Below are 19,438 nucleotides of genomic sequence, written 5' to 3' on the forward strand. Positions count from 1 at the left end.
CCGCGGCCATCGGCACACCTTCACGCATCGGGAGCGCGGTCGTTGTAGACCCCGGCCTCCTCCTGGCCCGACAGCCGCTGGATGGCGGCCATCACCTCGTCGGTGAGCTCGCGCCGGGCCCGGCCGGGCGGTACGCCGTCGAACCGGTCGCCGGGCACGATCGGCTCGCCGAAGGTGACCGTCACCGGGACGACGCGCGGCAGCCGGGCGCCCACCGGCTGGAGCCGCTCGGTGCCGGTGAGGCCGACGGGGACGACGGGGCAGCCCGCGGTCAGCGCGAGGTGCGCGACGCCCGTCCGGCCGCGGTAGAGCCGGCCGTCCCGCGACCGGGTGCCCTCGGGGTAGACGCCGAACGCGCCGCCGGCGGCGAGCACCTCGAGCGCCGTGCCGAGGCTGGCCAGCGCGGCCTTGGTGTCGTCGCGGTCCACCGGCAGCATGCCGATCCCCTCGAACCACAGCCGGCTGAGCGTGCCGCGCACGCCGGTGCCGGTGAAGTAGTCGGACTTGGCGAGGAACGAGACCTTGCGCGGCACCACGATCGGGATGACCAGCGAGTCGGCGAAGCTCAGGTGGTTGCTCGCCAGCAGCACCGGGCCGGTCGGCGGGACGTTGTCGAGGCCGTGGACCGTCGGCCGCCAGATCGCCTTCGCGGTCGGCGCGACGACGGTGTGCACGACCGAGTAGACCTCCATGCGGGCCAGCATGGTGGTTACCGGCGGGAAAGACGAAGGGCCCCTGCGGGTATGAGTCGCAGGGGCCCTTCCGCAGCCCCCGGAGGGGCCACGCTGACCGGCCGGTGGTGCTCCGGTCGACCGCTCCTCGACTCGGGTCCCGGGGGCGCCACCACCGCGCCTCCGCGCCGGGCGAACCCGACGTACGGACCCTCGTCTCCGAGCCGTCCCGCTCTCCCCGAGGGGAGTGCGTGGGAGAAGTTCTACGCCGCCCGGGAGCCGCCGCGCCAGGGTTCTCCCCACATTCCGATGGTTTGTCCCGCCCTCCACAACTCGTCCACAACCGCGCCCGGCGTTTTCCACAGGTTTCTCCCCCGCTGGTGGAGAACCGGTCCAGACCACCGGCCCGTCCCGCGTCAGTCCTCCTGGAGGCTGCCGACCCGCCGGAGCACCGGGGCGGCGAGGACGCCGTGCAGGAAGACCGAGGCGACGATGGTGAAGGCGACGGTCGACCACAGCCAGTTGTCGCCGAGGGCGGGGTCCTCGCCGGCGGCGTAGGCGAGGTAGTAGATCGAGCCGATCCCCCGGACGCCGAAGAACGCCGCGGCGGCCTGCTGGGGGCGGGTCAGCCCGCCGGTCTGGTGGGTACGGCGGGCGAAGGCGGCGAGCGAGACGAACCCGAGCACCGGGCGGATCACCAGCAGCAGCGCCAGGCCGATCGCGACCCCGCGCCAGTCGAGCTCCTCGAGCAGCCCGCGGGTCAGCGCGATCCCGAGGACGAGCAGCACGAAGAGCGTCAGCAGCCGCTCCAGCCGCTCCACCACCTCGTGCATCGCGGCGTGGTAGTCGTGCGAGCGCTCCGCGGAGCGGAAGGTCATCGCGCACGCGAAGACGGCGAGGAAGCCGTAGCCGCCGACGACCTCGCCGACGCCGTACGACAGCACGAGGGCGGCCAGCGCCAGCAGCGACTCCCCCCGCTCGGCCACCCGCAGGGACGGGCTGCTCGCCCGGAACGCGATGAACGCCAGGCCTCGTCCGATCGCGATGCCGGCGACGACGCCGATGACCACCTTCGCGACCAGGTAGAACCCGAGCCACTCCAGCCCCCACCACCCGAGCGAGCCCTCGGCGGCGAGCAGGATCGCGAGGTAGACGAAGGGGAACGCCAGGCCGTCGTTGAGGCCCGCCTCGGAGGTGAGCGTGAAGCGCAGCTCGTCGCGCTCGTCGACCTCGTGGTCGTCGCCGGTCTGCGGCCCCGCGACCTGCACGTCGCTGGCCAGCACCGGGTCGGTCGGGGCCAGCACCGCCCCGAGCAGGACGGCGGCGGCCACGGGCAGGCCGGCGAGCCACCCGAACAGAGCCACGGCGCCGATGCACAGCGGCATCCCGATCCCGAGCAGCCGCCAGGTCGGCGCCCACCCGGCCCAGCTGCTCCGGTTGCGCACCTCGAGCGGGCGGTCGAGCGCGAGCCCGACGCCCATCAGCGCGACGATCACGACGAGCTCGGTGACGTGCTCGATCTGGGCGCGGTTCTCCTGCGGGTCGAGCGGGAGCCCGTCCGGCAGCGAGGTGATGCCGAGCAGCATCCCCACCCCCACCAGGACCATCGGGGCGGAGATGGCCCAGCGGTGCAGGAGTGCGGGCAGGACGATCGCGAGGAGCAGACAGCCTCCCGCGACGACGTAGACGAGGTCGGCGGTCACCCGGGTGAGGTACCCACCACCCCACCCCCGTCCGCACCGGCCCCGGCGAACGCCTCCGCACACGCGGCCGCGACCTCGAGCAGCCACCGGTCCGCGCCGTGCGGCGCCACCAGCTGGACGCCGACCGGCAGCCCCCCGGTCGTCCGGCCGGCCGGGACGGCGATGGCGGGGCAGCCGGTGACCGTGACGTGGTACGCCGAGCGCATCCAGTCCAGGTACGTCGCCATCGGCCGCCCGTTGATCTCGGTCGGGAACTCCTGCTCGACCGGGAACGGCGGCACCTGCGAGACCGGCAGGAGCAGCAGGTCGTGGTCGCGGAAGAACAGCCGCATCCGCTCGCCGAGGGTGGTGCGCCGGGTGTACGCGCGGGCGACGTCGGCGCCGGTGAGGTGCTCCCCGAGCCGGATGTTGTCCGCGAGCGAGGCCTTGAGCCCGTCCGGGTGCGCGGCCAGCAGCGGCCCGAGCTTGGCCTGCAGGTGCCAGGCGCGCAGGGTGCGGAACGTGTCGTCGGCCTCCGCCAGGTCGGGGTGGGCGGACACCACCCGGCTGCCCGCCCGCGCCAGGGTCGCCGCCGCGGCCTCGACCACGGCGGCGACCTCGTGGTCGACCTCGAACGCGCCCCCCAGGTCGACCGAGACGGCGACCCGCAGGCCGCGCAGCGCGTCGGTGCCGGGGGGCACCGGCTGGGCGAACCCGCGGCCGGGGTCGCCGAGCGCCTGCGGCGCGCGCGGGTCGGGCCCGGCGAGCACGCCGAGCAGCAGCGCCAGGTCGTCGACGGTGCGCGCCATCGGCCCGCTCACCGACGTGGTCTCCCACTGGTTGTACAGCGGCCACTCCGGCACCCGCCCCAGGCTCGGGCGCAGGCCGATGACCCCGCAGAACGACGCGGGGTTGCGCAGCGAGCCGCCCATGTCGGACCCGTCGGCCAGCGGCACCATGCCGGCCGCAAGCGCGGCCGCCGCTCCCCCGCTCGACCCGCCCGCGCTCCGGCTCGGGTCGTGGGGGTTGCGGGTGGTGCCGAAGACCCGGTTGAAGGTGTGCGACCCGGCCGCGAACTCCGGCACATTGGTCTTGCCGATCAGCACCACCCCGGCCCGGCGTACCCGCTCCACGATCAGGTCGTCGGCGTCGGGCACGTGGTCGGCGAACAGCGGGGACCCGTACGTCGTGCGCCAGCCCGCCGCGGCGTGGGTGTCCTTGACCGCGAACGGCAGGCCGTGCAGGGCGCCGAGCCGGCCGCCGGCGGCCTGGTAGCGGTCCGCCTCGTCGGCCCCGGCCCGGGCGCGGTCGACGTCGAGGCTGACGATCGCGTTCAGCACCGGGTTGACGGCGGCGATCCGCTCGAGGTGCAGCTCGAGGAGCGCGCGGGCGGAGACCCGGCCCTCCCGCACGGCCGCCGCCATCGCGCGGGCGCCCGACCAGACGGTGAGGTCGTGGCTCACCGCCGCCTCGTGACCAGGCCGCCCGCGGCGACGCCGAGCAGCACCAGCCCGGCGCCGACCGCGACCCCCTTGACGAAGTCGTCTCCGGTCGAGCCGGTCGAGGGACGGGGCGCGGTGAACACCGTCGAGGGCGGGGCCGCGGGGCTCTCGCCGTCGGTCGGCGCCGGGGCGTCCTCCTGCTCGACCAACGAGCGGGCCACGTTGTCGAAGAACTCCCCCGCCATCCGGCGCGAGACGCTGGTGAGCATCCGCTGGCCGACGCCGCCGACCATGCCGCCGACGACCGCGTCGGCGTCGTAGGAGACGCGGGTGCCGCCGTCGTCCTCCGCGAAGGCGACCGTGACGGTGGCGTCGACGGTGCCCGGCCCGCCCGCCCCGGACAGCCGCATCACCAGCGACGCGGGCTCGTCGAGGTCGGCGAGGCTGCAGGTGCCCTGGTAGGTGCCGCGGATCGCCGCGACCCCGGCGGTGACGGTCATGTCGTAGGTGTGCGGGGCGGTCTCGACGAGCCGCTCGCAGCCCGGGATGGTGCGCACCAGGACGGCCGGGTCGAGCAGCGCCCGCCAGACGTCCGCGACCGGGGCGGCGACGGTGTTCTGTCCCTGGATCCTCATCGGGTGTGCTCCTGGCGCAGGTGGAAGAGCTCGGACGGCGAGATCGGCATGGCGGTGATCGGGATGCGCTCGGCGTCCTCGATCGCGGCGGCGAACACGGCCGCGGAGGGGATCACCCCGGCCTCGCCCGCGCCCTTGATGCCCAGCGGGTTGAGCGGGCTGGGCGTCTCGAGGTGGTCGATGTCGATGCCGTCGGGGATCTCGGTGGCGTAGGGCATCAGGAAGTCCATGAACGAGGCGTTCTGCAGCTGCCCCGCCTCGTCGTAGACCATCCGCTCGTAGAGCGCGCCGGCCACGCCCTGGGCGACGCCGCCGTGGATCTGCCCCTCGACGATCATCGGGTTGATCAGCCGCCCGCAGTCGTGGACGACGGCGTACTTGAGGATCCTGACCTCGGCGGCGTCGGGGTCGGTCTCGACGATCACGGCGTGCATGCCGGAGGCGAACGTCGCGCGCTCGGGGCTGTAGAAGTCGCGCCCCTCCAGGCCCGGCTCGTCGTCCTCGGGGACCGGCGGCCGCCCGGGGTCACCGACCGAGAACTGGGTGGCCGCCTTGGACGCCTCGTCGAAGGCGTAGCGCAGCGGGTTGGAGAGCACCGCGATCGTGCCGAGGTCGAGGGAGGTGCCCGGCGAGCCCTTGACCGAGACCACCCCGTCGACGATCTCGAGGTCCTGCTCGTCGGCCTCGAGCGCCTCCGCAGCGATCCGCAGCACCTTCTCCCGGGTGCGCGTGGCGGCCAGGTGGATCGCCGAGCCGCTCATCACCGCCGCGCGCGAGGCGAACGTGCCGACGGCGTACGGCATCCGGCGGGTGTCGCCGGTGACCACCTCGACGTCCTCGAACCGCACGCCGAGCTCATCGGCGACCAGCTGCGCGAAGACCGTCGCGTGCCCCTGCCCCTGGGTGGTCAGCCCGGTGGCGACCTTGACCTTGCCGGTGGTCTCGACGTGCACGTGGGCGCCCTCGTAGGGGCCCACGCCGGTGCCCTCGACGTAGCAGGCGAGGCCGATGCCGACCCGGCGGCCCTGCTCGGCCATCGCCTTGCGGAAGGTCGGGAAGTCGTCCCAGCCGATGAGCGTCTTGATCTTCTCCAGGGATGCCGGGTAGTCGCCGGAGTCGTACTCCAGCTCCCGGCCGTCCTGGAAGACCAGCCCCTGGTCGAAGGGGAACTCGTCGGGCTGGATGAAGTTGGCGGCGCGCACCTCGGCGCGGTCCTTGCCGAGGTAGCGGGCGATCGCGTCCATCGTGCGCTCCATGACGAAGCAGCCCTGCGGGCGACCGGCGCCGCGGTAGGGCGTGACCATCACGGTGTTGGTGTAGAGCGACTCGAAGGCGACCCGGTAGACCGCGGGCTTGTACGGCCCGAGCAGCTGGGTCGAGGTGATGATGGGGACGATCAGGCCGTACGGGATGTACGCGCCGTGGTCGTGCCAGAACTCCACGTCGAGCCCGAGCAGCCGCCCGTCGTCGTCGAAGCCGACTTCGACGTGGTGGACCTGGCCGCGCTCGTGCGCCGAGGAGACGAAGTGCTCGCGCCGGTCCTCGGTGAACTTCACCGTGCGGCCGAGGGCGCGGGCCGCGAGCGGGACCAGCAGCTCCTCGGGCCACGGGTGGTTGATCTTGACCCCGAACCCGCCGCCCACGTCGGGGGTGATCACGTCGACCTGACCGAGGTCGAGGCCGAGCTTGACCGCGACGGCGGCCCGGACCCCCGTCGAGCTCTGCGTCGAGGTCCACACCGTCAGCCGGCCGACGTCGGGGTCCCAGCGGGCCACCGTCCCGCGGCCCTCCAGCGGCGTGCTGGCGCTGCGCTCGACGGTGAGGTCGAGCGCGAGGCGGTGCGGGGCCGCCGCGATCGCCGCCGGCGCGTCGCCGGTCTCCTGCACCATCCGGGCCGCGACGTTGCCGGGGACGTCGTCGTGGACCAGGCGGTCGGCCGCGCGGGCCGCCTCGATGCCGACCACGGGCGGGAGCACGTCGTACGTCACCCGGATCCGGTCGAGCGCGTCCTCGGCGACGTACCGGTCGTCGGCCACGACGAACGCGACCGCCTCCCCGGCGTAGTTGACCTCGCCGGCGGCCAGCGCGTGCTGGGTGCGCCCGTGGGTGAGCGTCGGATGCGGGATCAGCAGCGGCAGCGGGTCGGCCATCGGGGCGGAGAGGCCGGCGAGGTCCTCGTGGGTCCACACCAGGTGCACCCCCTCGAGGTCGAGGACCGCGTCGACGTCGACGTCGAGGATCCGGGCGTGCGCGTGCGGGCTGCGCAGCACGGCCGCGTGCAGCGTCGCGGGGTCGACGGCGACGTCGTCGACGTACCGGCCGTGGCCGCGCAGGAACCGCTGGTCCTCGACCCGCTGGACGCCCTGGCCCATCAGCTTCGTGGTCATGGCCTGCCCTCGGTGGCGGCCAGCTCGGCCGCGCGCTCGACCGCCCGGACGATGTTCTGGTAGCCGGTGCAGCGGCACAGGTTGCCCGCGACCATCTCCCGCGCCTCGTCGTGGGTCGGCGCGGGGTTGTCGCGCAGGCCGGCGGTGATCGTGGTCAGGAAGCCCGGCGTGCAGAAGCCGCACTGCAGGCCGTGGCACTCGGCGAACGCCTGCTGCACCGGGCCCAGCGAGCCGTCCGGGCGGGTGAGGCCCTCGACGGTGGTGACCCGCTGGCCGGAGACCGACACCGCGAGCACCAGGCACGCGCGCACCGGTGCGCCGTCCAGCAGCACCGTGCAGGAGCCGCAGACGCCGTGCTCGCACCCCACGTGGGTGCCGGTCAGGCCCAGGTCGTGGCGCAGCGCGTCGGAGAGCAGCCGGCGCGCGGGCACCCGCACGTCGTACGCCGTGCCGTTGACGTCCAGCCGGACGTCGTGCAGCTCCTCGGTCACCGGCCCTCCCCCGCCCGGTCCCGCCGGGACACGAGCGCCGACTCGACGACCCGCTCGGTGAGCACCCGGACCAGCTGGCTGCGGTACGCCGCGGTCGCGTGGATGTCCTCGGCGGGGTCGAGCCGGGCCAGCGCCGCGTCGCCGCGCCCGCCGGCCGGCACGTCGGTGAGGTCGACGACGGTCGGCACCTCGCAGACCGAGAGGTAGCCCGCCCGGACCCCCGCGTCGTCGGCGACCGCCGCGACCCCGGCCAGGGCGTAGTCCCCCTGCCGTCGGGCGACCTCCTCGAAGGCGACGCCCGCGCCCGGGGGCAGCGCGGGGAACCACGCCGAGGTCGCGATCTCGTCGGGCGCGAGCGAGGACTCGAGCGGACCGAGGTAGAGCTCATCGGCCGCGATCGTGCGGGTGCCGCGCACCGACGCCGCCTCGACCGATCCACCGAGGAGCGCCAGCACCGCCGGCATCTCCGCGGCCGCGTCGGCGTGGACGACCGACCCGACCGTCGTCCCGCGGTTGCGGATCGTCGCGTGCGCGACGTGGGCCAGCGCCAGGCCGACGAGCGGCTGCACCCGGCGTACGTCGGCCGAGGCGAGGACGGCGCTGTGCCGGGCCAGCGCCCCGACCCGCACCCCGTGCTCGTCCACCTCGATGCCGTCGAGCCCGGGGATCCCCGCCAGGTCGACCAGCGCGCTGGGCTGCGCCAGCCGCATCGACAGCAGCGGCACCAGGCTCTGTCCGCCCGCCAGCACCTTCGCGTGCGGGTCCCCCGCCAGCGTCGTCAGCGCCTCGTCGAGGGACGCCGGCCGGTGGTACGCGAAGGGTGCGGGCTTCACTCGTCCCGGACCCCGCGATGCTCCCCGGTGGTCTCCTCGTCGTACGGCGCGGCGTGTCCGCGCCCCCGGTGCGGCGCCGCGTGGTCCTCGGCGTGCGCCCCGGTGTGACCGACGGCGATCATCGTGCCCTCGTCGTCACGCCGGGGTGCGACCAGGCGGGCGAGGTGGTAGCCGACGACGCAGACGACGGTGCCGAGCGCGATGCCGGTGAGCGAGAAGTCGTCGGTGATCTTCAGCGTGCTCGCCGGGACGATGCCCAAGATGATGCCCGCGGAGATCGGGACGAGGTTGACGGGGTTCGCGAAGTCGACCCCGTTCTCCTTCCAGATCTTCGCCCCGAGCAGGCCGATCATCCCGTAGAGCACGAGGGTGATGCCGCCGAGCACGGCGGGAGGGGTCTGGTTGACGACCTCCCCGAACTTGGGCACCAGGCCGAGGAGGATCGCGACGAAGGCGGCGACGAAGTAGGCCGCGGTGCTGTACACCCGGGTCGCCGCCATCACCCCGATGTTCTCCGCGTACGTCGTGGTGGGCGAGCCACCGACCGACGTGGCGATGACGGTGCCCACCCCGTCGGCGGCGACCGCGCGCCCCATCACCGGGTCCAGGTCGGACCCGGTCATCTCGGCGACCGCCTTGACGTGGCCGACGTTCTCGGCGACCAGCGCGATGACCGCCGGGAGGACGAGCAGCGTGAACGTGAGCGAGAAGCTGGGCAGGTGCCAGCCGACGGCGGCGAGGTTGCCGGCCTCGGTCTGGTTGCCGACGAGTCCCTCGGCGGTCTTGGAGGGGAAGCCGAACCAGTCGGCCTCCTTGACCGCGGTCCAGTCGACCCGCAGGTGCGGGCCGGGGTCCGCCGACGACGCGGTCGGGAGCGAGGTCTTGCCGAACAGGAGGTCGGCGAGCCAGGAGACGACGTAGCCGACCACGAGACCGAGCACGATGGCGATCCGGCCGAGGAACCCCCGGAAGCCGACGGCCATCAGGATGACCGCGGTCATGGTGATGATCGCGACCCACGGGTCCGCAGGCATGTAGGTGGTGACGGCCACCGGTGCGAGGTTGAAGCCGATCAGCATGACGACCGCGCCGGTGACCACGGGCGGGAGCACCGCGTTGACGGCCCCGGCGCCGGCGACGTGGATGAGCACGCCGACGAGCGCGAGCACGACACCCGCGACCAGGATCGCCCCGGTCACGTCCGCCGGCCCGCCTCCCTGGGCGTAGATGGCCGCGGCCCCGCCGACGAACGAGGCCGACGTGCCGAGGTAGCTGGGGACCTTGCCGGCGACGATCAGCAGGAAGCAGATCGTCGCGATGCCGCTCATCATGATGGCGAGGTTCGCGTTCAGCCCCATGAGGATCGGGAAGACGAACGTCGCCCCGAACATCGCGATCACGTGCTGCCCGCCGAGGCCCACGGTCTTGCCCCAGGAGAGCCGCTGGTTCGGCGCGACGGCCACTCCGGGGGCCGGGTCCACCACGTCCCACTTGAACATCGACATGACGTCTCCTGTCGTCGGTGGTCCCCGAGGGCCAGTGCTGAGTCACCGTAGTCAGACCCATGAGACACCCTCGACGGCGAGTGCTGCCGAAGGAACGCCGGACACGCTGGCACGACTTGTGCCCGGTGCTAGCCCCCGATCTCGAGCACCCGCAGGGCCACCGCGACGTCGAGCCGCAGGTGCGGGTCGGAGGAGAGCGGGCCGAGCAGCCGCTCGAGCTTGGCGACCCGGTAGCGCATCGTGTTGTAGTGGAAGAACTGCAGGCGGGCGGCCTCGGCCACGTTGAAGTTGGTGTCCAGCAGCACCTGCAGGGTCTCCCGCAGCCCGGCGGCCTCCGGGGTCTGCGTCGCGAGCGGGCCGAGGACGTCGCGGGTGAACGCCGCGAGCTCGCGGTCGTCGGGGATCAGCGCGATCAGCCGGTGCAGCCCGAGCTGGTCGAAGAACGTCGTCGACCCGCCGCCGTGGACCCGGCGGCCGACCTCGACGGCCCGCCGCGCCTGGGCGTAGGCGTCTGGGAGCGCGTCCAGCCCCGCGGCGACCCGGCTCACGCCGACCGAGAACGGCCGCCGCCCGCCGCCCTTGTCGCCGGCCACGGCCGTCACCACGCGGCGTACGACGTCCCCGCCGGCGACCGGCTCCTCGCCTTCCGCCACCGGGAGCAGCGCGACCACCTCGGAGGAGAAGTCGGCGCACGCGATGCCCGGGTCGATCCCGTGCCCGACCTGCCGCCAGGCGGCGGCGAACCGGTCCTGCCACTGGCGGCGTACGGCGCGCGCCACCGGCGGCTCGTCGGCGGCGAGCGGGTCGATCTCGGCGACCACCACGACGGCGGGGCGGAGCAGGTCCCAGCCGAAGGTGTCGGCGTGCTCGGTGACGTACTCCTCGTCGCCGGCGCGACGCAGGAAGACGTCGCGGAGGAAGTCGCCCTGGTACTTGTGCTCGACGGCGGCCACCGCCTGGTGCCGGGTGATCACCAGCGCCGCGACGGCGGCCGCGCGCTCGAGGGCGTGCACGTCGTCGGGCGAGATCGGCGCGTCCGGCCGCACGCAGACGAGCCGGGCCAGGTCGGTGCCGGCGGCCGCGACCCGCAGCGTGCGCACCTCCCCGTCGCCGACGAGGACGCCCCGGGTGCCGATCCGCTCCACCCGGACCCGGCCGGTGGGGTCGAGGAGGCCCTGCCCGCGGAGCCGGCCGCGGAGCGCCTCGGGGAGCGCGGACGCGCGCTCCCGGCCGTCGGTGGAGGTGACCAGCACGCCGACCTCGAGCACCCGGGCGACCTCGGCGGCGATGTCGCGGAGGTCGCCGCCCTCGAGCGCGATCTGGGTCAGCCCCGTGTGCAGGGCGTCGACCCGGGCCAGCGCCTCGATCGCGCGGCCACCACTGTCACCGCGATCGGTGCCTATCAACATCTGCGTACCCCCCGTGGGATCGTTGGCACAACTCCACATCGGCCACCGTAGTCCGATCCGGTTACGGTCGGCGGCGTGAGGCCTTCCCGCCCGATCCCGGTCAGCGCGCCGCCCCGGGTCCACGAGCGCCTGTCCGCCGCCCCCGACGGACCGGTCGAGGTCGTCCACCGCGGCCCGCACGCCGTGTACGTCGAGCTGGCCGGTGCCGGCACCGCGCGGTGCGTCGGCGTCGTCGACGACCGCGCCGCGCAGGTCCCGTGCGCGGTGCGGGCCCCCGCCGGCGCGCTCCTCGACGTCCCGGCACGCTCGGCCGAGGTGCGCGCCGGGGTGCTGCACCTCGACGGCCGCCCGCTCGAGGTCGGCCGGTTCCTCCGCGTGACCGTTCCCGCGCTCCCCGGGCTGCTCGCCCCCGAGGCGCCGCCCGCGCTCGGGGCCGACGAGGTCCGCTCGCTGGTCGGCGCCGGCGACGGGCTCACGCCGTACGGCGACGACGTGCTCTGCGGCTGGCTCGCCGCGCACCGGGCGGCCGCCGTACCGACGCCGGAGGTGGACGCCGCGGTGCGCGCGCTCGCCCACCGCACCACGCTGCTCTCCGCGGCCCTGCTCGACTGCGCGCTGCACGGCGAGGTGCTGCCGGAGTACGCCGCGTGGCTGCGCGCCGTCGGCACGCCGGCCGAGCCCGCCGCGGCCGCCGCGCTCGCCGCCGTCGGGCACAGCTCCGGCCGCGGACTGCTGGAGGGCGGGCGCCGCGCGCTGGCCGGCGCGGTGGCGGCATGACCCACACCCACGTCGAGCTCCGCCCCGGTGCGTACGCCGACTCCGTGGCGCTGCTGCAGGTCAGCCGCGCCGTGCAACAGGCCGACGGCGTGGTCGCGGCCCAGGTCGCGATGGCCACCGCCCTCAACCTCGAGGTGCTCGAGGGGATGGGCTTCGACGTGCCCGCCGAGGCCGGGCCGAACGACCTGGTCGTCGCGGTGCGGCTCGACGACGCCGACACGCTCGACGCCGCGCTCGCCGCCGTCGCCGACGCACTGGACCGGGCCGGCCGGCGCGCTGAGGGCGGAGCGGCCGACCTCGCGCCGCACCGCACCACCGCCACCGCGCTGCGCGACGCCCCCGGCGGGCTGGTCCTGGTCTCGGTGCCGGGCCGGCACGCCCTCGTCGAGGCGATGGACGCGCTGGAGGCCGGCAGCGACGTGATGGTCTTCAGCGACAACGTCCCGGTCGCCCACGAGGTCGCGCTCAAGCGGGCGGCCGCGGACCGCGGGCTGCTGGTGATGGGTCCCGACTGCGGCACCGCGGTCGTCGACGGGGTCGGCCTCGGGTTCGCCAACGTCGTCCGCCCCGGCCCGGTCGGCCTGGTCGCCGCCTCCGGCACCGGCTGCCAGCAGCTGCTCGCGCTGCTCGACCACGCCGGGGTCGGTGTCTCCTCCGCCCTCGGGGTCGGCGGCCGCGACCTCGCCGCCGAGGTCGGCGGACCCTCCACCACCGAGGCGCTGCGCCGCCTGGACGCCGACCCCGACGTCGAGCTCGTCGTCCTGGTCTCCAAGCCGCCCGCGCCCGAGGTCGCCGCCACCGTCGGGTCGTACGCCGAGGGGCTGGCCACCCCGGTCGAGCTCGCGCTGCTCGGCCCCGGGCGCCCCGACCTGACCGCGGCCGCGGAGGCCGTGCTGCGGCGGCTGGGGCGCGCCGTGCCCCCGTGGCCGGTGACCGGCACCGCGGCCCCGGCCAGCCGCGGGCGGCTGCTGCGCGGGCTGTTCGTCGGCGGCACGCTGTGCCAGGAGGCGCGGATCCTCGCCGAGGAGGCGCTCGGCGCGGACGCCGGCCACACCTTCGTCGACTTCGGGGACGACGCGTGGACCGAGGGCCGCGCCCACCCGATGATCGACCCGACGCTGCGCCTCGAGCACCTCGCCCGCGCCGCCGCCGACCCGGAGACCGCCGTGCTGCTGCTCGACGTGGTGCTCGGCCACGGCGCCGAGCCCGACCCCGCGGCCCTGCTCGCGCCGGCGCTGGCCGACCTGGACCTCCCGGTCGTGGTGAGCCTGGTCGGCACCGCCGCCGACCCGCAGGACCTCGCGGCCCAGACCGCCGCGCTGGCCGGGGCGGGCGCCGAGGTGCACCTGTCCAACGCGGGCGCCGCCCGGCGCGCCGTCGAGCTCGTGGGGAGCCGCGGATGAGGGTCGTGACCGCCGGGGCGGACCTGCTCGCCGACGCCGTCGCCGCGCAGGCGGTCGACGTCGACCGCGTCGACTGGCGCCCCCCGATGCCCGGCACCGAGGACGACCTGGCCACCGTCGCCGCCGACCCCGCGCGCCCGGCCGCCAACGAGCGCGCGCTCGCGGCGGTGCTGGGCGTGACCGCCCGGCTCGTCGACGTCGCCCCGGCAGCCGAGGTGCTCGGCCTGGGCCGCGGCGAGTTCCTGCACGCGGGACCACCGATCACCTGGGACCGCGCCTCGGGGCCGCTGCGGGGCGGGCTGATGGCCGGCGCCGCGCTCGAGGGCCTGGTCGAGGACCCCGAGGACGCGGTCGCGCTCTTCGAGTCCGGGGACGCCTCGCTCGAGCCGTGCCACCACCGCGGCACGGTCGGGCCGATGGCGGGCGTGGTCACCCCGAGCATGTGGATGTTCGTGCTCGAGGACCCCGCGACCGGCCGGCGTACCCACTGCTCGCTCAACGAGGGGCTCGGCAAGGTGCTGCGCTACGGCGCCTACTCCCCCGACGTCCTCACCCGCCTGCGCTGGATGGGCGACGTGCTCGGTCCGCTGCTGCGCGCCGCGGTGCGCGCCGCCGAGCCCGTCGACGTCACCGGGATCCTCACCCAGATGCTGCAGATGGGCGACGAGGCCCACAACCGCAACCGGGCCGGCACCCTGATGCTGCTGCGCGACCTGGCGCCCGCGATGATCGCCAGCGGGCACGACCCGGCCGACGTCGCCGAGGCGGTCCGGTTCGTCGGCGCCAACGACCACTTCTTCCTCAACCTCGCCATGCCCGCGTGCAAGCTCGCGCTGGACGCCGCCCGCGGCATCGAGGGGTCCACGATGGTGGTGGCGATGGCGCGCAACGGCACCGACTTCGGCATCCAGGTCGCCGGCACCGGCGAGGAGTGGTTCACCGGCCCGGCCCAGCTGGCCGACGGGCTGTTCCTCGGCGACTACGGCCCCGACGACGCCAACCCCGACATCGGCGACTCCGCGATCACCGAGACCGCCGGCATCGGCGGCTTCGCGATGGCGACCGCCCCGGCCATCGTCCGCCTCGTCGGCGGCACCGTCCCCGACGCGCTGGCCACGACCCGGCGGATGCACGAGATCACCCTCGGCGAGAACCCCCGCTGGACGGTGCCGGTGCTCGACTTCCAGGGCACCCCGACCGGCATCGACGTCACCCGGGTCTGCCGGACCGGCATCCTGCCGCAGATCAACACCGGCATGGCCGGCCGGGTCGCCGGTGTCGGCCAGGTCGGCGCCGGCCTGGTCACCCCGCCCGCGGAGGTGTTCCCGGCCGCGCTGGCTCGGCTCGCCGAGCTGGCGCGGGGCCGGGCCGCGGGTCGCCCGCCGGAGCGCCGGTGACCGGCGGCTGCCAGAACGCCGCGACGATGTCGACGTTGCCCGAGGACCTCAGCGGCGTGCCCTCCTCGAGGTAGGTCTGCCGGGCCTCGTCCTGGTGGCTCGGCGGCAGCGACCCGTCGGCGCGGACCACCCGCCACCACGGCACGCCGCCGCCGTGCGTGGCCATCACGTTGCCGACCCGGCGCGGGCCGTAGCGGCCGACCGCGTCCGCGATCGCGCCGTACGTCGTCACCCGGCCGCGCGGGACCTGCTCGACGACGGCCAGCACGGCCTCGACGTACTCCTCGGGGTGGCGCACGGCCCCGAACCTACGCCCCGGAGCGGGCACGGGCGGGGTTCAGAGGATCGGCGAGAACGGCTCGGTGCCCTTGACCAGCCTCAACCCGGGGATGCCGGAGTGCTTCTGGGCGAACGCGAGCTCCTGGGCGAGGTCGCCGATGTTGTTCGAGAGCGGCAGGGGCGCCAGGCCCAGCGTCGACAGGGTGCCGACCGCCTTGCCGTCGGCACTGACGAACGCCGACCCGGAGTCGCCGGGGATGCCCGGCGTCACGGTGTACAGCGGGTGCGACCAGCCGCCGTCGGCCGGCGCGTCGCCGAGGCTGATGCCCGTCTTGGGCGAGAGCAGCGTGATGCCGGCGCGCAGGCTGGAGCTGCCGTAGGAGTAGACCCGGTCGCCCACGGCGGTGCCGTCGGTGTCGATGCCGGTCGGCCCGCCCCAGAACGGGATCGACGGGTTCACCTTGCGCCGGTCGGCGGCGTTGACCTTCACCAGCGCGAAGTCGTTGTAGTCGCAGGTGCTGGCGTGGGTCGTGCCGAGCCGGTCCATGGTGCGCCACGAGGAGTAGACGAGCTTGCCGCCCCCGAGCCGGGTGCCCTCGCCCACCGGGCTGCCGCCCCGGGTGAAGGTGACCGCCGTGCCGAGCGGGAGCGACGCGGCCCGGCAGCCGTCGGTGTCGGTCGCGGCGCCGGTGCCGGCGCAGTGCGCGGCGTACCCGACGTAGACGTGGGCGGCCTTGTCGGTGAAGACGAAGTTGCCGGTGCACTGGCCGCCCTGGGTGTACATCTGCACGCCCGGGGTGATGGTCGCCGACGCGGCGAGCGCCCAGGCGACGCGGCCCGCGGAGCCGGCGGCCGGACCGGCGGCGGCGGGGGCCGCGGTGGCCAGGGCCATCCCGAGCGTGGCGCTCGCCGCCACGGCGGCGAGGGTGGAGATCCGGCGGGTGGTGACCGACATGGACCTCACAACGACGACCACCCGCCCGGGTCACGGGCGGGTGGTGGCTCCGGGCGCCGCCCGGAGAGGTGGAGCAGGGGTCAGTACGACGGCTGGCTGGGGTCGATCTGGTTGACCCAGGCCACGACGCCGCCGCCGACGTGCACCGCGTCGGCGTACCCGGCGCCCTTGACGATCGCCAGGGTCTCGGCCGAGCGCACGCCGGACTTGCAGTGCATGACGACCTGCTTGTCGGCGGGCAGCTTCTCGAGCGCGGAGCCGTTGAGGAACTCGCCCTTGGGGATCAGCACCGAGCCCGGGATCTTGTTGATCTCGTACTCGTTGGGCTCGCGGACGTCGACGAGGACGAAGTCGCGGGTGCCCTCCTCGCGCTCCTTGAGCATGTGCTCGAGCTGGGTGACCGAGATCGTCGAGCCGGCGGCCGCGTCGGCGGCCTCGGTCGAGATCGCGCCGCAGAACGCGTCGTAGTCGATCAGGCCGGTGACGGTGGGGTTCTCGCCGCACAGCGCGCAGTTCGGGTCCTTGCGGACGCGGAGCTTGCGCCACTCCAGCTCGAGGGCGTCGTAGATGACCAGCTTGCCGATGGCCGGGTCGCCGATGCCGGTGAGCACCTTGATCGCCTCGTTGACCTGGATCGAGCCGATCTGGGCGCACAGCACGCCCAGGACGCCGCCCTCCGCGCAGCTCGGGACCATGCCCGGCGGCGGCGGCTCGGGGTAGAGGCAGCGGTAGCAGGGGGCGTCGTCGGCCATCGTCGGCGCGAAGACCGAGGCCTGGCCGTCGAAGCGGTAGATCGAGCCCCACACGTAGGGGATCCCGAGGAAGTACGCCGCGTCGTTGACCATGTAGCGGGTCGCGAAGTTGTCGGTGCCGTCGACGATCAGGTCGTAGCCGCGGAAGACGTCCATGACGTTGTCGTTGTCGAGGCGCTCCTCGTGCAGCACCACCTCGACGTACGGGTTGGCCTCGTTGATCGACTCCTTGGCCGAGACCGCCTTGGACCTCCCGACGTCGGACTGGCCGTGGATGATCTGGCGCTGCAGGTTGGACTCGTCGACCTCGTCGAACTCGGCGATGCCGAGCGTGCCGACGCCGGCCGCGGCGAGGTAGAGCAGCGCCGGGCTGCCCAGGCCGCCCGCGCCGATGACCAGCACCTTGGCGTTCTTCAGCCGCTTCTGACCGCTCATCCCGACGTCGGGGATGATCAGGTGCCGGCTGTAGCGACGCACCTCGTCGATGGTCAGCTCGTCCGCGGGCTCCACCAGGGGCGGGAAGGACACGACACACTCTCCTCGTCGATCAAGATCGGGACGCATCGATAACACCGCGCGTCGCGTCCATGTTCCCCCGCGGCCGCGCGGCCCCCCGCACCGCGTCCCGTCATCCGGACCCTGTTCCTGACGGGTAGGGTTCAGCGCGGCAAGGACCATGGAGGAGCGAAAGAGTGGGCACACGGTGAGCGCGGGGCAGTACGACGTCGACGGCGCCCGGCCGCGGGGCGGGCGGATGCCGCGTCGCGAGCGGCGCGCGCAGCTCCTGGAGTCGGCCCTCGAGGTCTTCGTCGCACAGGGCTACCACGCGGCGGCGATGGACGACATCGCCGAGCGGGCCGGGGTCTCCAAGCCGGTGCTCTACCAGCACTTCCCGGGCAAGCTCGACCTCTACCTCGCGCTGCTCGACGTCTCCTGCGACACGATCATCGACAACTGCCGCCGGGCGCTGGAGTCGACGCAGGACAACAAGCAGCGGGTCGCCGCGACCATCGACGTGTTCTTCGAGTACGTCGCGCAGGACACCGGCGCGTTCCGGCTGGTCTTCGAGTCCGACCTCACCAACGAGCCCGCCGTCCGCGGGCACGTCGACCGGGTCACCAGCGAGTGCGCCGCGCTGATCGCCGAGGTCATCCACGACGACACCGGCCTGCCCGACCCGGCCTCGCGGCTGCTCGCGGTCTCGCTGGTGGGAATGGCCCAGGTCTCCGCGCGGTTCTGGCTCACCGAGGCCGGGGGCATCACCCGCTCCGACGCGGCCGCCCTGGTCGCCGGGCTCGCCTGGCGCGGCATCCGGGGCTACCCCAAGGCCGACGAGCACTGAGCTCCCCGCACCACCCCGCACCACCCCCCGCACCACCCAGCAGCACCGAGACTGAAGGAGTACCCGTGGAGGTCAAGATCGGCGTGCAGCACACCCCGCGCGAGCTGGTGGTCGACACCAGCGACTCGGCGGAGGACGTCGAGAAGACGCTGTCCGACGCGGTCACGTCGGGCGGCGTGTTCACGCTGACCGACGCCAAGGGCCGCAAGGTCATCGTCCCCGCGGCCAAGATCGCCTACGTCGAGGTCGGCGGTGGCGTCGCGGGCCAGGTCGGCTTCCGCAGCTGACCCGGTAGCCATGCTGGTCGGCGACCTCCTCTGGGCCCTCGTGGGCGGCACCGTCGTCGGCTTCCTCGGCAAGTGGCTCGCCCCGGGCGACCGCGACGACGTCCCGCTCTGGATCACGATCCTGTGCGGGGTGGGCGGCGTGCTGCTCGGCAACGTCGTCTACACCAGCATCTTCTCGGCGACGACGCCCGGGCTCGACTGGTGGCGCCACGCCTGGCAGATCGCCACGGCCGCGCTGCTGGTCGCCGCGGCCGCGACCCTGACCGGTCGCCGGCGCCGCTGAGCGCCGCTGACCGGCGCTGACCGGGTCAGCTGGCGAGGCCGAGCTCGGCCATCCGCTCGGTGTGCCGCTCGGTGATCCGCGCGAACATCCGGCCGATCGCCGCCAGGTCGAGCCCGGGCCGGTCCACGCTGCCGGCGAGCAGCGCCGAGAGCGAGTCGCGCTCCGCAGCGACCCGCTGGGCCTGGATGAGCGCCTCCCCCATCAGCCGGCGCCCCCACAGGGCCAGCCGGCCGCCGAGCCGGGGGTCGGCGGCGATCGCCGCGCGGACCCGGTCGATCGCGAACGCCGCGTGCCCGGTGTCCTCGAGCGAGGCGACCACCAGGTCGCGCGTCGCGGTGTCGAGGTACGCCGCGATCTCGCGGTAGAAGTCATCGGCGAGCCCGTCCCCGACGTACGCCTTGACCAGGCCCTCGTACCAGTCCGAGGGCGCCGTGTGCTCGTGGAAGAGCTCGATCGGCTGCCGGAACGGCGCCATCGCCGCGAACGGGTCGGCGCCGAGCTCCTCGAGGCGCCGGCGGATCGGCCCGACCCGGCCCAGCTCGGCGGCGGCCATCGACGCGATCGCCACCTTGTCCTCGAGCGTGGGCGCGAGCTTGGCGTCCTCCGCGAGCCGCTCGAAGGCGGAGATCTCGCCGTACGCGATCACGCCGAGCAGGTCGACGACCGCCTCGCGGTAGACCGGGTCGTCGAAGACCAGCGGCGTGTCGTCGGGACCCGGTCCCGCCGGCTGGTCGATCGTCGATGGCGCCACCCGCGCACCCTACCGATAGGCTGGTAGCGACAGGGCACGCCCGCCCCGATGGTGGGCGCCGCCCGGCAATGTGCGCGGCAGACCGCCTGCGAGTCCGCCGCAACCCGACGTTCACTCGGTTGATCCCGGCTGACTCACGAAAGCGACAACGATCCTG

General features: G+C 74.5%; 19 protein-coding genes. 6 read left to right on the forward strand and 13 right to left on the reverse strand.

What is annotated here, in order from left to right; all coding sequences use genetic code 11:
- Window positions 1-20 precede the first annotated feature (20 nt).
- The 9 genes from H4O22_RS13825 to H4O22_RS13865 form a co-directional block, all read right to left on the reverse strand.
- Window positions 21-692 (reverse strand): lysophospholipid acyltransferase family protein, encoded by a 672-nt coding sequence (locus H4O22_RS13825; protein WP_182523960.1) that lies wholly within the window; start codon window positions 690-692, stop codon window positions 21-23.
- A gap of 395 nt (window positions 693-1,087) precedes the next feature.
- Window positions 1,088-2,374: a cation:proton antiporter gene (locus H4O22_RS13830; protein ID WP_182523961.1), complete on the reverse strand. Its 1,287-nt coding sequence runs from the start codon at window positions 2,372-2,374 to the stop codon at window positions 1,088-1,090.
- The gene (locus tag H4O22_RS13835) at window positions 2,371-3,816 is read right to left on the reverse strand and encodes an amidase family protein (RefSeq protein ID WP_244962974.1); all 1,446 of its coding nucleotides are present in this window, start codon (window positions 3,814-3,816) and stop codon (window positions 2,371-2,373) included. Before H4O22_RS13835 ends, H4O22_RS13830 begins: the two co-directional genes overlap by 4 nt.
- A complete protein-coding gene (locus H4O22_RS13840) occupies window positions 3,813-4,430 on the reverse strand; it encodes an SRPBCC family protein (protein ID WP_182523962.1) in 618 nt (205 codons plus the stop codon). Before H4O22_RS13840 ends, H4O22_RS13835 begins: the two co-directional genes overlap by 4 nt.
- Window positions 4,427-6,817: an aerobic carbon-monoxide dehydrogenase large subunit gene (gene cutA / locus H4O22_RS13845; protein ID WP_182523963.1), complete on the reverse strand. Its 2,391-nt coding sequence runs from the start codon at window positions 6,815-6,817 to the stop codon at window positions 4,427-4,429. Before cutA ends, H4O22_RS13840 begins: the two co-directional genes overlap by 4 nt.
- Complete coding sequence (locus H4O22_RS13850; RefSeq protein ID WP_182523964.1) at window positions 6,814-7,308, reverse strand: (2Fe-2S)-binding protein; 495 nt, start codon at window positions 7,306-7,308, stop codon at window positions 6,814-6,816. The genes cutA and H4O22_RS13850 overlap by 4 nt, the downstream gene beginning before the upstream one ends.
- Entirely contained in the window at window positions 7,305-8,141 is an 837-nt protein-coding gene (locus H4O22_RS13855; protein WP_182523965.1) for an FAD binding domain-containing protein, read from the reverse strand. Before H4O22_RS13855 ends, H4O22_RS13850 begins: the two co-directional genes overlap by 4 nt.
- A complete protein-coding gene (locus tag H4O22_RS13860) occupies window positions 8,138-9,646 on the reverse strand; it encodes a uracil-xanthine permease family protein (protein ID WP_182523966.1) in 1,509 nt (502 codons plus the stop codon). The genes H4O22_RS13855 and H4O22_RS13860 overlap by 4 nt, the downstream gene beginning before the upstream one ends.
- A gap of 128 nt (window positions 9,647-9,774) precedes the next feature.
- The gene (locus H4O22_RS13865; protein WP_220451169.1) at window positions 9,775-11,055 is read right to left on the reverse strand and encodes a PucR family transcriptional regulator; all 1,281 of its coding nucleotides are present in this window, start codon (window positions 11,053-11,055) and stop codon (window positions 9,775-9,777) included.
- Window positions 11,056-11,130: 75 nt separating this feature from the next.
- Here H4O22_RS13865 and H4O22_RS13870 point away from each other — a divergent pair, with 75 nt between their 5' ends.
- From H4O22_RS13870 to H4O22_RS13880, 3 genes are read left to right on the forward strand one after another with little or no spacing between them, the layout of a single operon-like run.
- Entirely contained in the window at window positions 11,131-11,832 is a 702-nt protein-coding gene (locus tag H4O22_RS13870) for an oxamate carbamoyltransferase subunit AllH family protein (RefSeq protein WP_182523968.1), read from the forward strand.
- Window positions 11,829-13,235, forward strand: a complete 1,407-nt coding sequence (locus H4O22_RS13875) for an AllF/FdrA family protein (protein WP_182523969.1) — start codon at window positions 11,829-11,831, stop codon at window positions 13,233-13,235. Before H4O22_RS13870 ends, H4O22_RS13875 begins: the two co-directional genes overlap by 4 nt.
- Window positions 13,232-14,632 carry a YlbE family protein gene (locus H4O22_RS13880; protein WP_182523970.1) on the forward strand — a complete coding sequence of 467 codons (1,401 nt, stop codon included), beginning with the start codon at window positions 13,232-13,234 and terminating at the stop codon, window positions 14,630-14,632. The genes H4O22_RS13875 and H4O22_RS13880 overlap by 4 nt, the downstream gene beginning before the upstream one ends.
- On the opposite strand, the gene H4O22_RS13885 is transcribed toward H4O22_RS13880, so the two are convergent.
- From H4O22_RS13885 to moeZ, 3 genes are all read right to left on the reverse strand, one after another.
- The gene (locus H4O22_RS13885) at window positions 14,538-14,930 is read right to left on the reverse strand and encodes an MGMT family protein (RefSeq protein WP_182523971.1); all 393 of its coding nucleotides are present in this window, start codon (window positions 14,928-14,930) and stop codon (window positions 14,538-14,540) included. The two genes, H4O22_RS13880 and H4O22_RS13885, sit on opposite strands and share 95 nt — an antisense overlap.
- A 39-nt stretch (window positions 14,931-14,969) precedes the next feature.
- Complete coding sequence (locus H4O22_RS13890; RefSeq protein WP_182523972.1) at window positions 14,970-15,866, reverse strand: chymotrypsin family serine protease; 897 nt, start codon at window positions 15,864-15,866, stop codon at window positions 14,970-14,972.
- An 80-nt stretch (window positions 15,867-15,946) separates the two neighbouring features.
- Window positions 15,947-17,146, reverse strand: a complete 1,200-nt coding sequence (moeZ, locus tag H4O22_RS13895; protein WP_182523973.1) for an adenylyltransferase/sulfurtransferase MoeZ — start codon at window positions 17,144-17,146, stop codon at window positions 15,947-15,949.
- Window positions 17,147-17,372: 226 nt separating this feature from the next.
- On the opposite strand from moeZ, the gene H4O22_RS13900 reads away from it, so the two are divergent.
- From H4O22_RS13900 to H4O22_RS13910, 3 genes are all read left to right on the forward strand, one after another.
- Entirely contained in the window at window positions 17,373-17,960 is a 588-nt protein-coding gene (locus H4O22_RS13900; RefSeq protein ID WP_220451416.1) for a TetR/AcrR family transcriptional regulator, read from the forward strand.
- A 65-nt stretch (window positions 17,961-18,025) separates the two neighbouring features.
- On the forward strand, window positions 18,026-18,247 hold the full coding sequence (locus tag H4O22_RS13905) for a DUF3107 domain-containing protein (RefSeq protein ID WP_182523975.1): 222 nt from the start codon (window positions 18,026-18,028) through the stop codon (window positions 18,245-18,247).
- A gap of 10 nt (window positions 18,248-18,257) precedes the next feature.
- On the forward strand, window positions 18,258-18,530 hold the full coding sequence (locus tag H4O22_RS13910) for a hypothetical protein (RefSeq protein ID WP_227465457.1): 273 nt from the start codon (window positions 18,258-18,260) through the stop codon (window positions 18,528-18,530).
- Window positions 18,531-18,555: 25 nt separating this feature from the next.
- Here the strand turns inward: H4O22_RS13910 and H4O22_RS13915 are convergent, their stop codons facing one another.
- Window positions 18,556-19,281, reverse strand: a complete 726-nt coding sequence (locus H4O22_RS13915; RefSeq protein WP_182523976.1) for a ferritin-like fold-containing protein — start codon at window positions 19,279-19,281, stop codon at window positions 18,556-18,558.
- Window positions 19,282-19,438: the final 157 nt, after the last annotated feature.

This window comes from Nocardioides dongkuii (assembly GCF_014127485.1).
Taxonomy (GTDB): Bacteria; Actinomycetota; Actinomycetes; order Propionibacteriales; family Nocardioidaceae; genus Nocardioides; species Nocardioides dongkuii.

Coding starts and splice junctions, on each gene's coding strand:
- H4O22_RS13875 (WP_182523969.1), top strand. CDS start 11,829: ATGACCCACACCCACGTCGAGCTCCGCCCCGGTGCGTACGCCGACTCC.
- H4O22_RS13880 (WP_182523970.1), top strand. CDS start 13,232: ATGAGGGTCGTGACCGCCGGGGCGGACCTGCTCGCCGACGCCGTCGCC.
- H4O22_RS13865 (WP_220451169.1), bottom strand. CDS start 11,055: ATGTTGATAGGCACCGATCGCGGTGACAGTGGTGGCCGCGCGATCGAG.
- H4O22_RS13840 (WP_182523962.1), bottom strand. CDS start 4,430: ATGAGGATCCAGGGACAGAACACCGTCGCCGCCCCGGTCGCGGACGTC.
- H4O22_RS13890 (WP_182523972.1), bottom strand. CDS start 15,866: ATGTCGGTCACCACCCGCCGGATCTCCACCCTCGCCGCCGTGGCGGCG.
- H4O22_RS13860 (WP_182523966.1), bottom strand. CDS start 9,646: ATGTCGATGTTCAAGTGGGACGTGGTGGACCCGGCCCCCGGAGTGGCC.
- cutA (WP_182523963.1), bottom strand. CDS start 6,817: ATGACCACGAAGCTGATGGGCCAGGGCGTCCAGCGGGTCGAGGACCAG.
- H4O22_RS13910 (WP_227465457.1), top strand. CDS start 18,258: ATGCTGGTCGGCGACCTCCTCTGGGCCCTCGTGGGCGGCACCGTCGTC.
- H4O22_RS13825 (WP_182523960.1), bottom strand. CDS start 692: ATGGAGGTCTACTCGGTCGTGCACACCGTCGTCGCGCCGACCGCGAAG.
- H4O22_RS13900 (WP_220451416.1), top strand. CDS start 17,373: ATGCCGCGTCGCGAGCGGCGCGCGCAGCTCCTGGAGTCGGCCCTCGAG.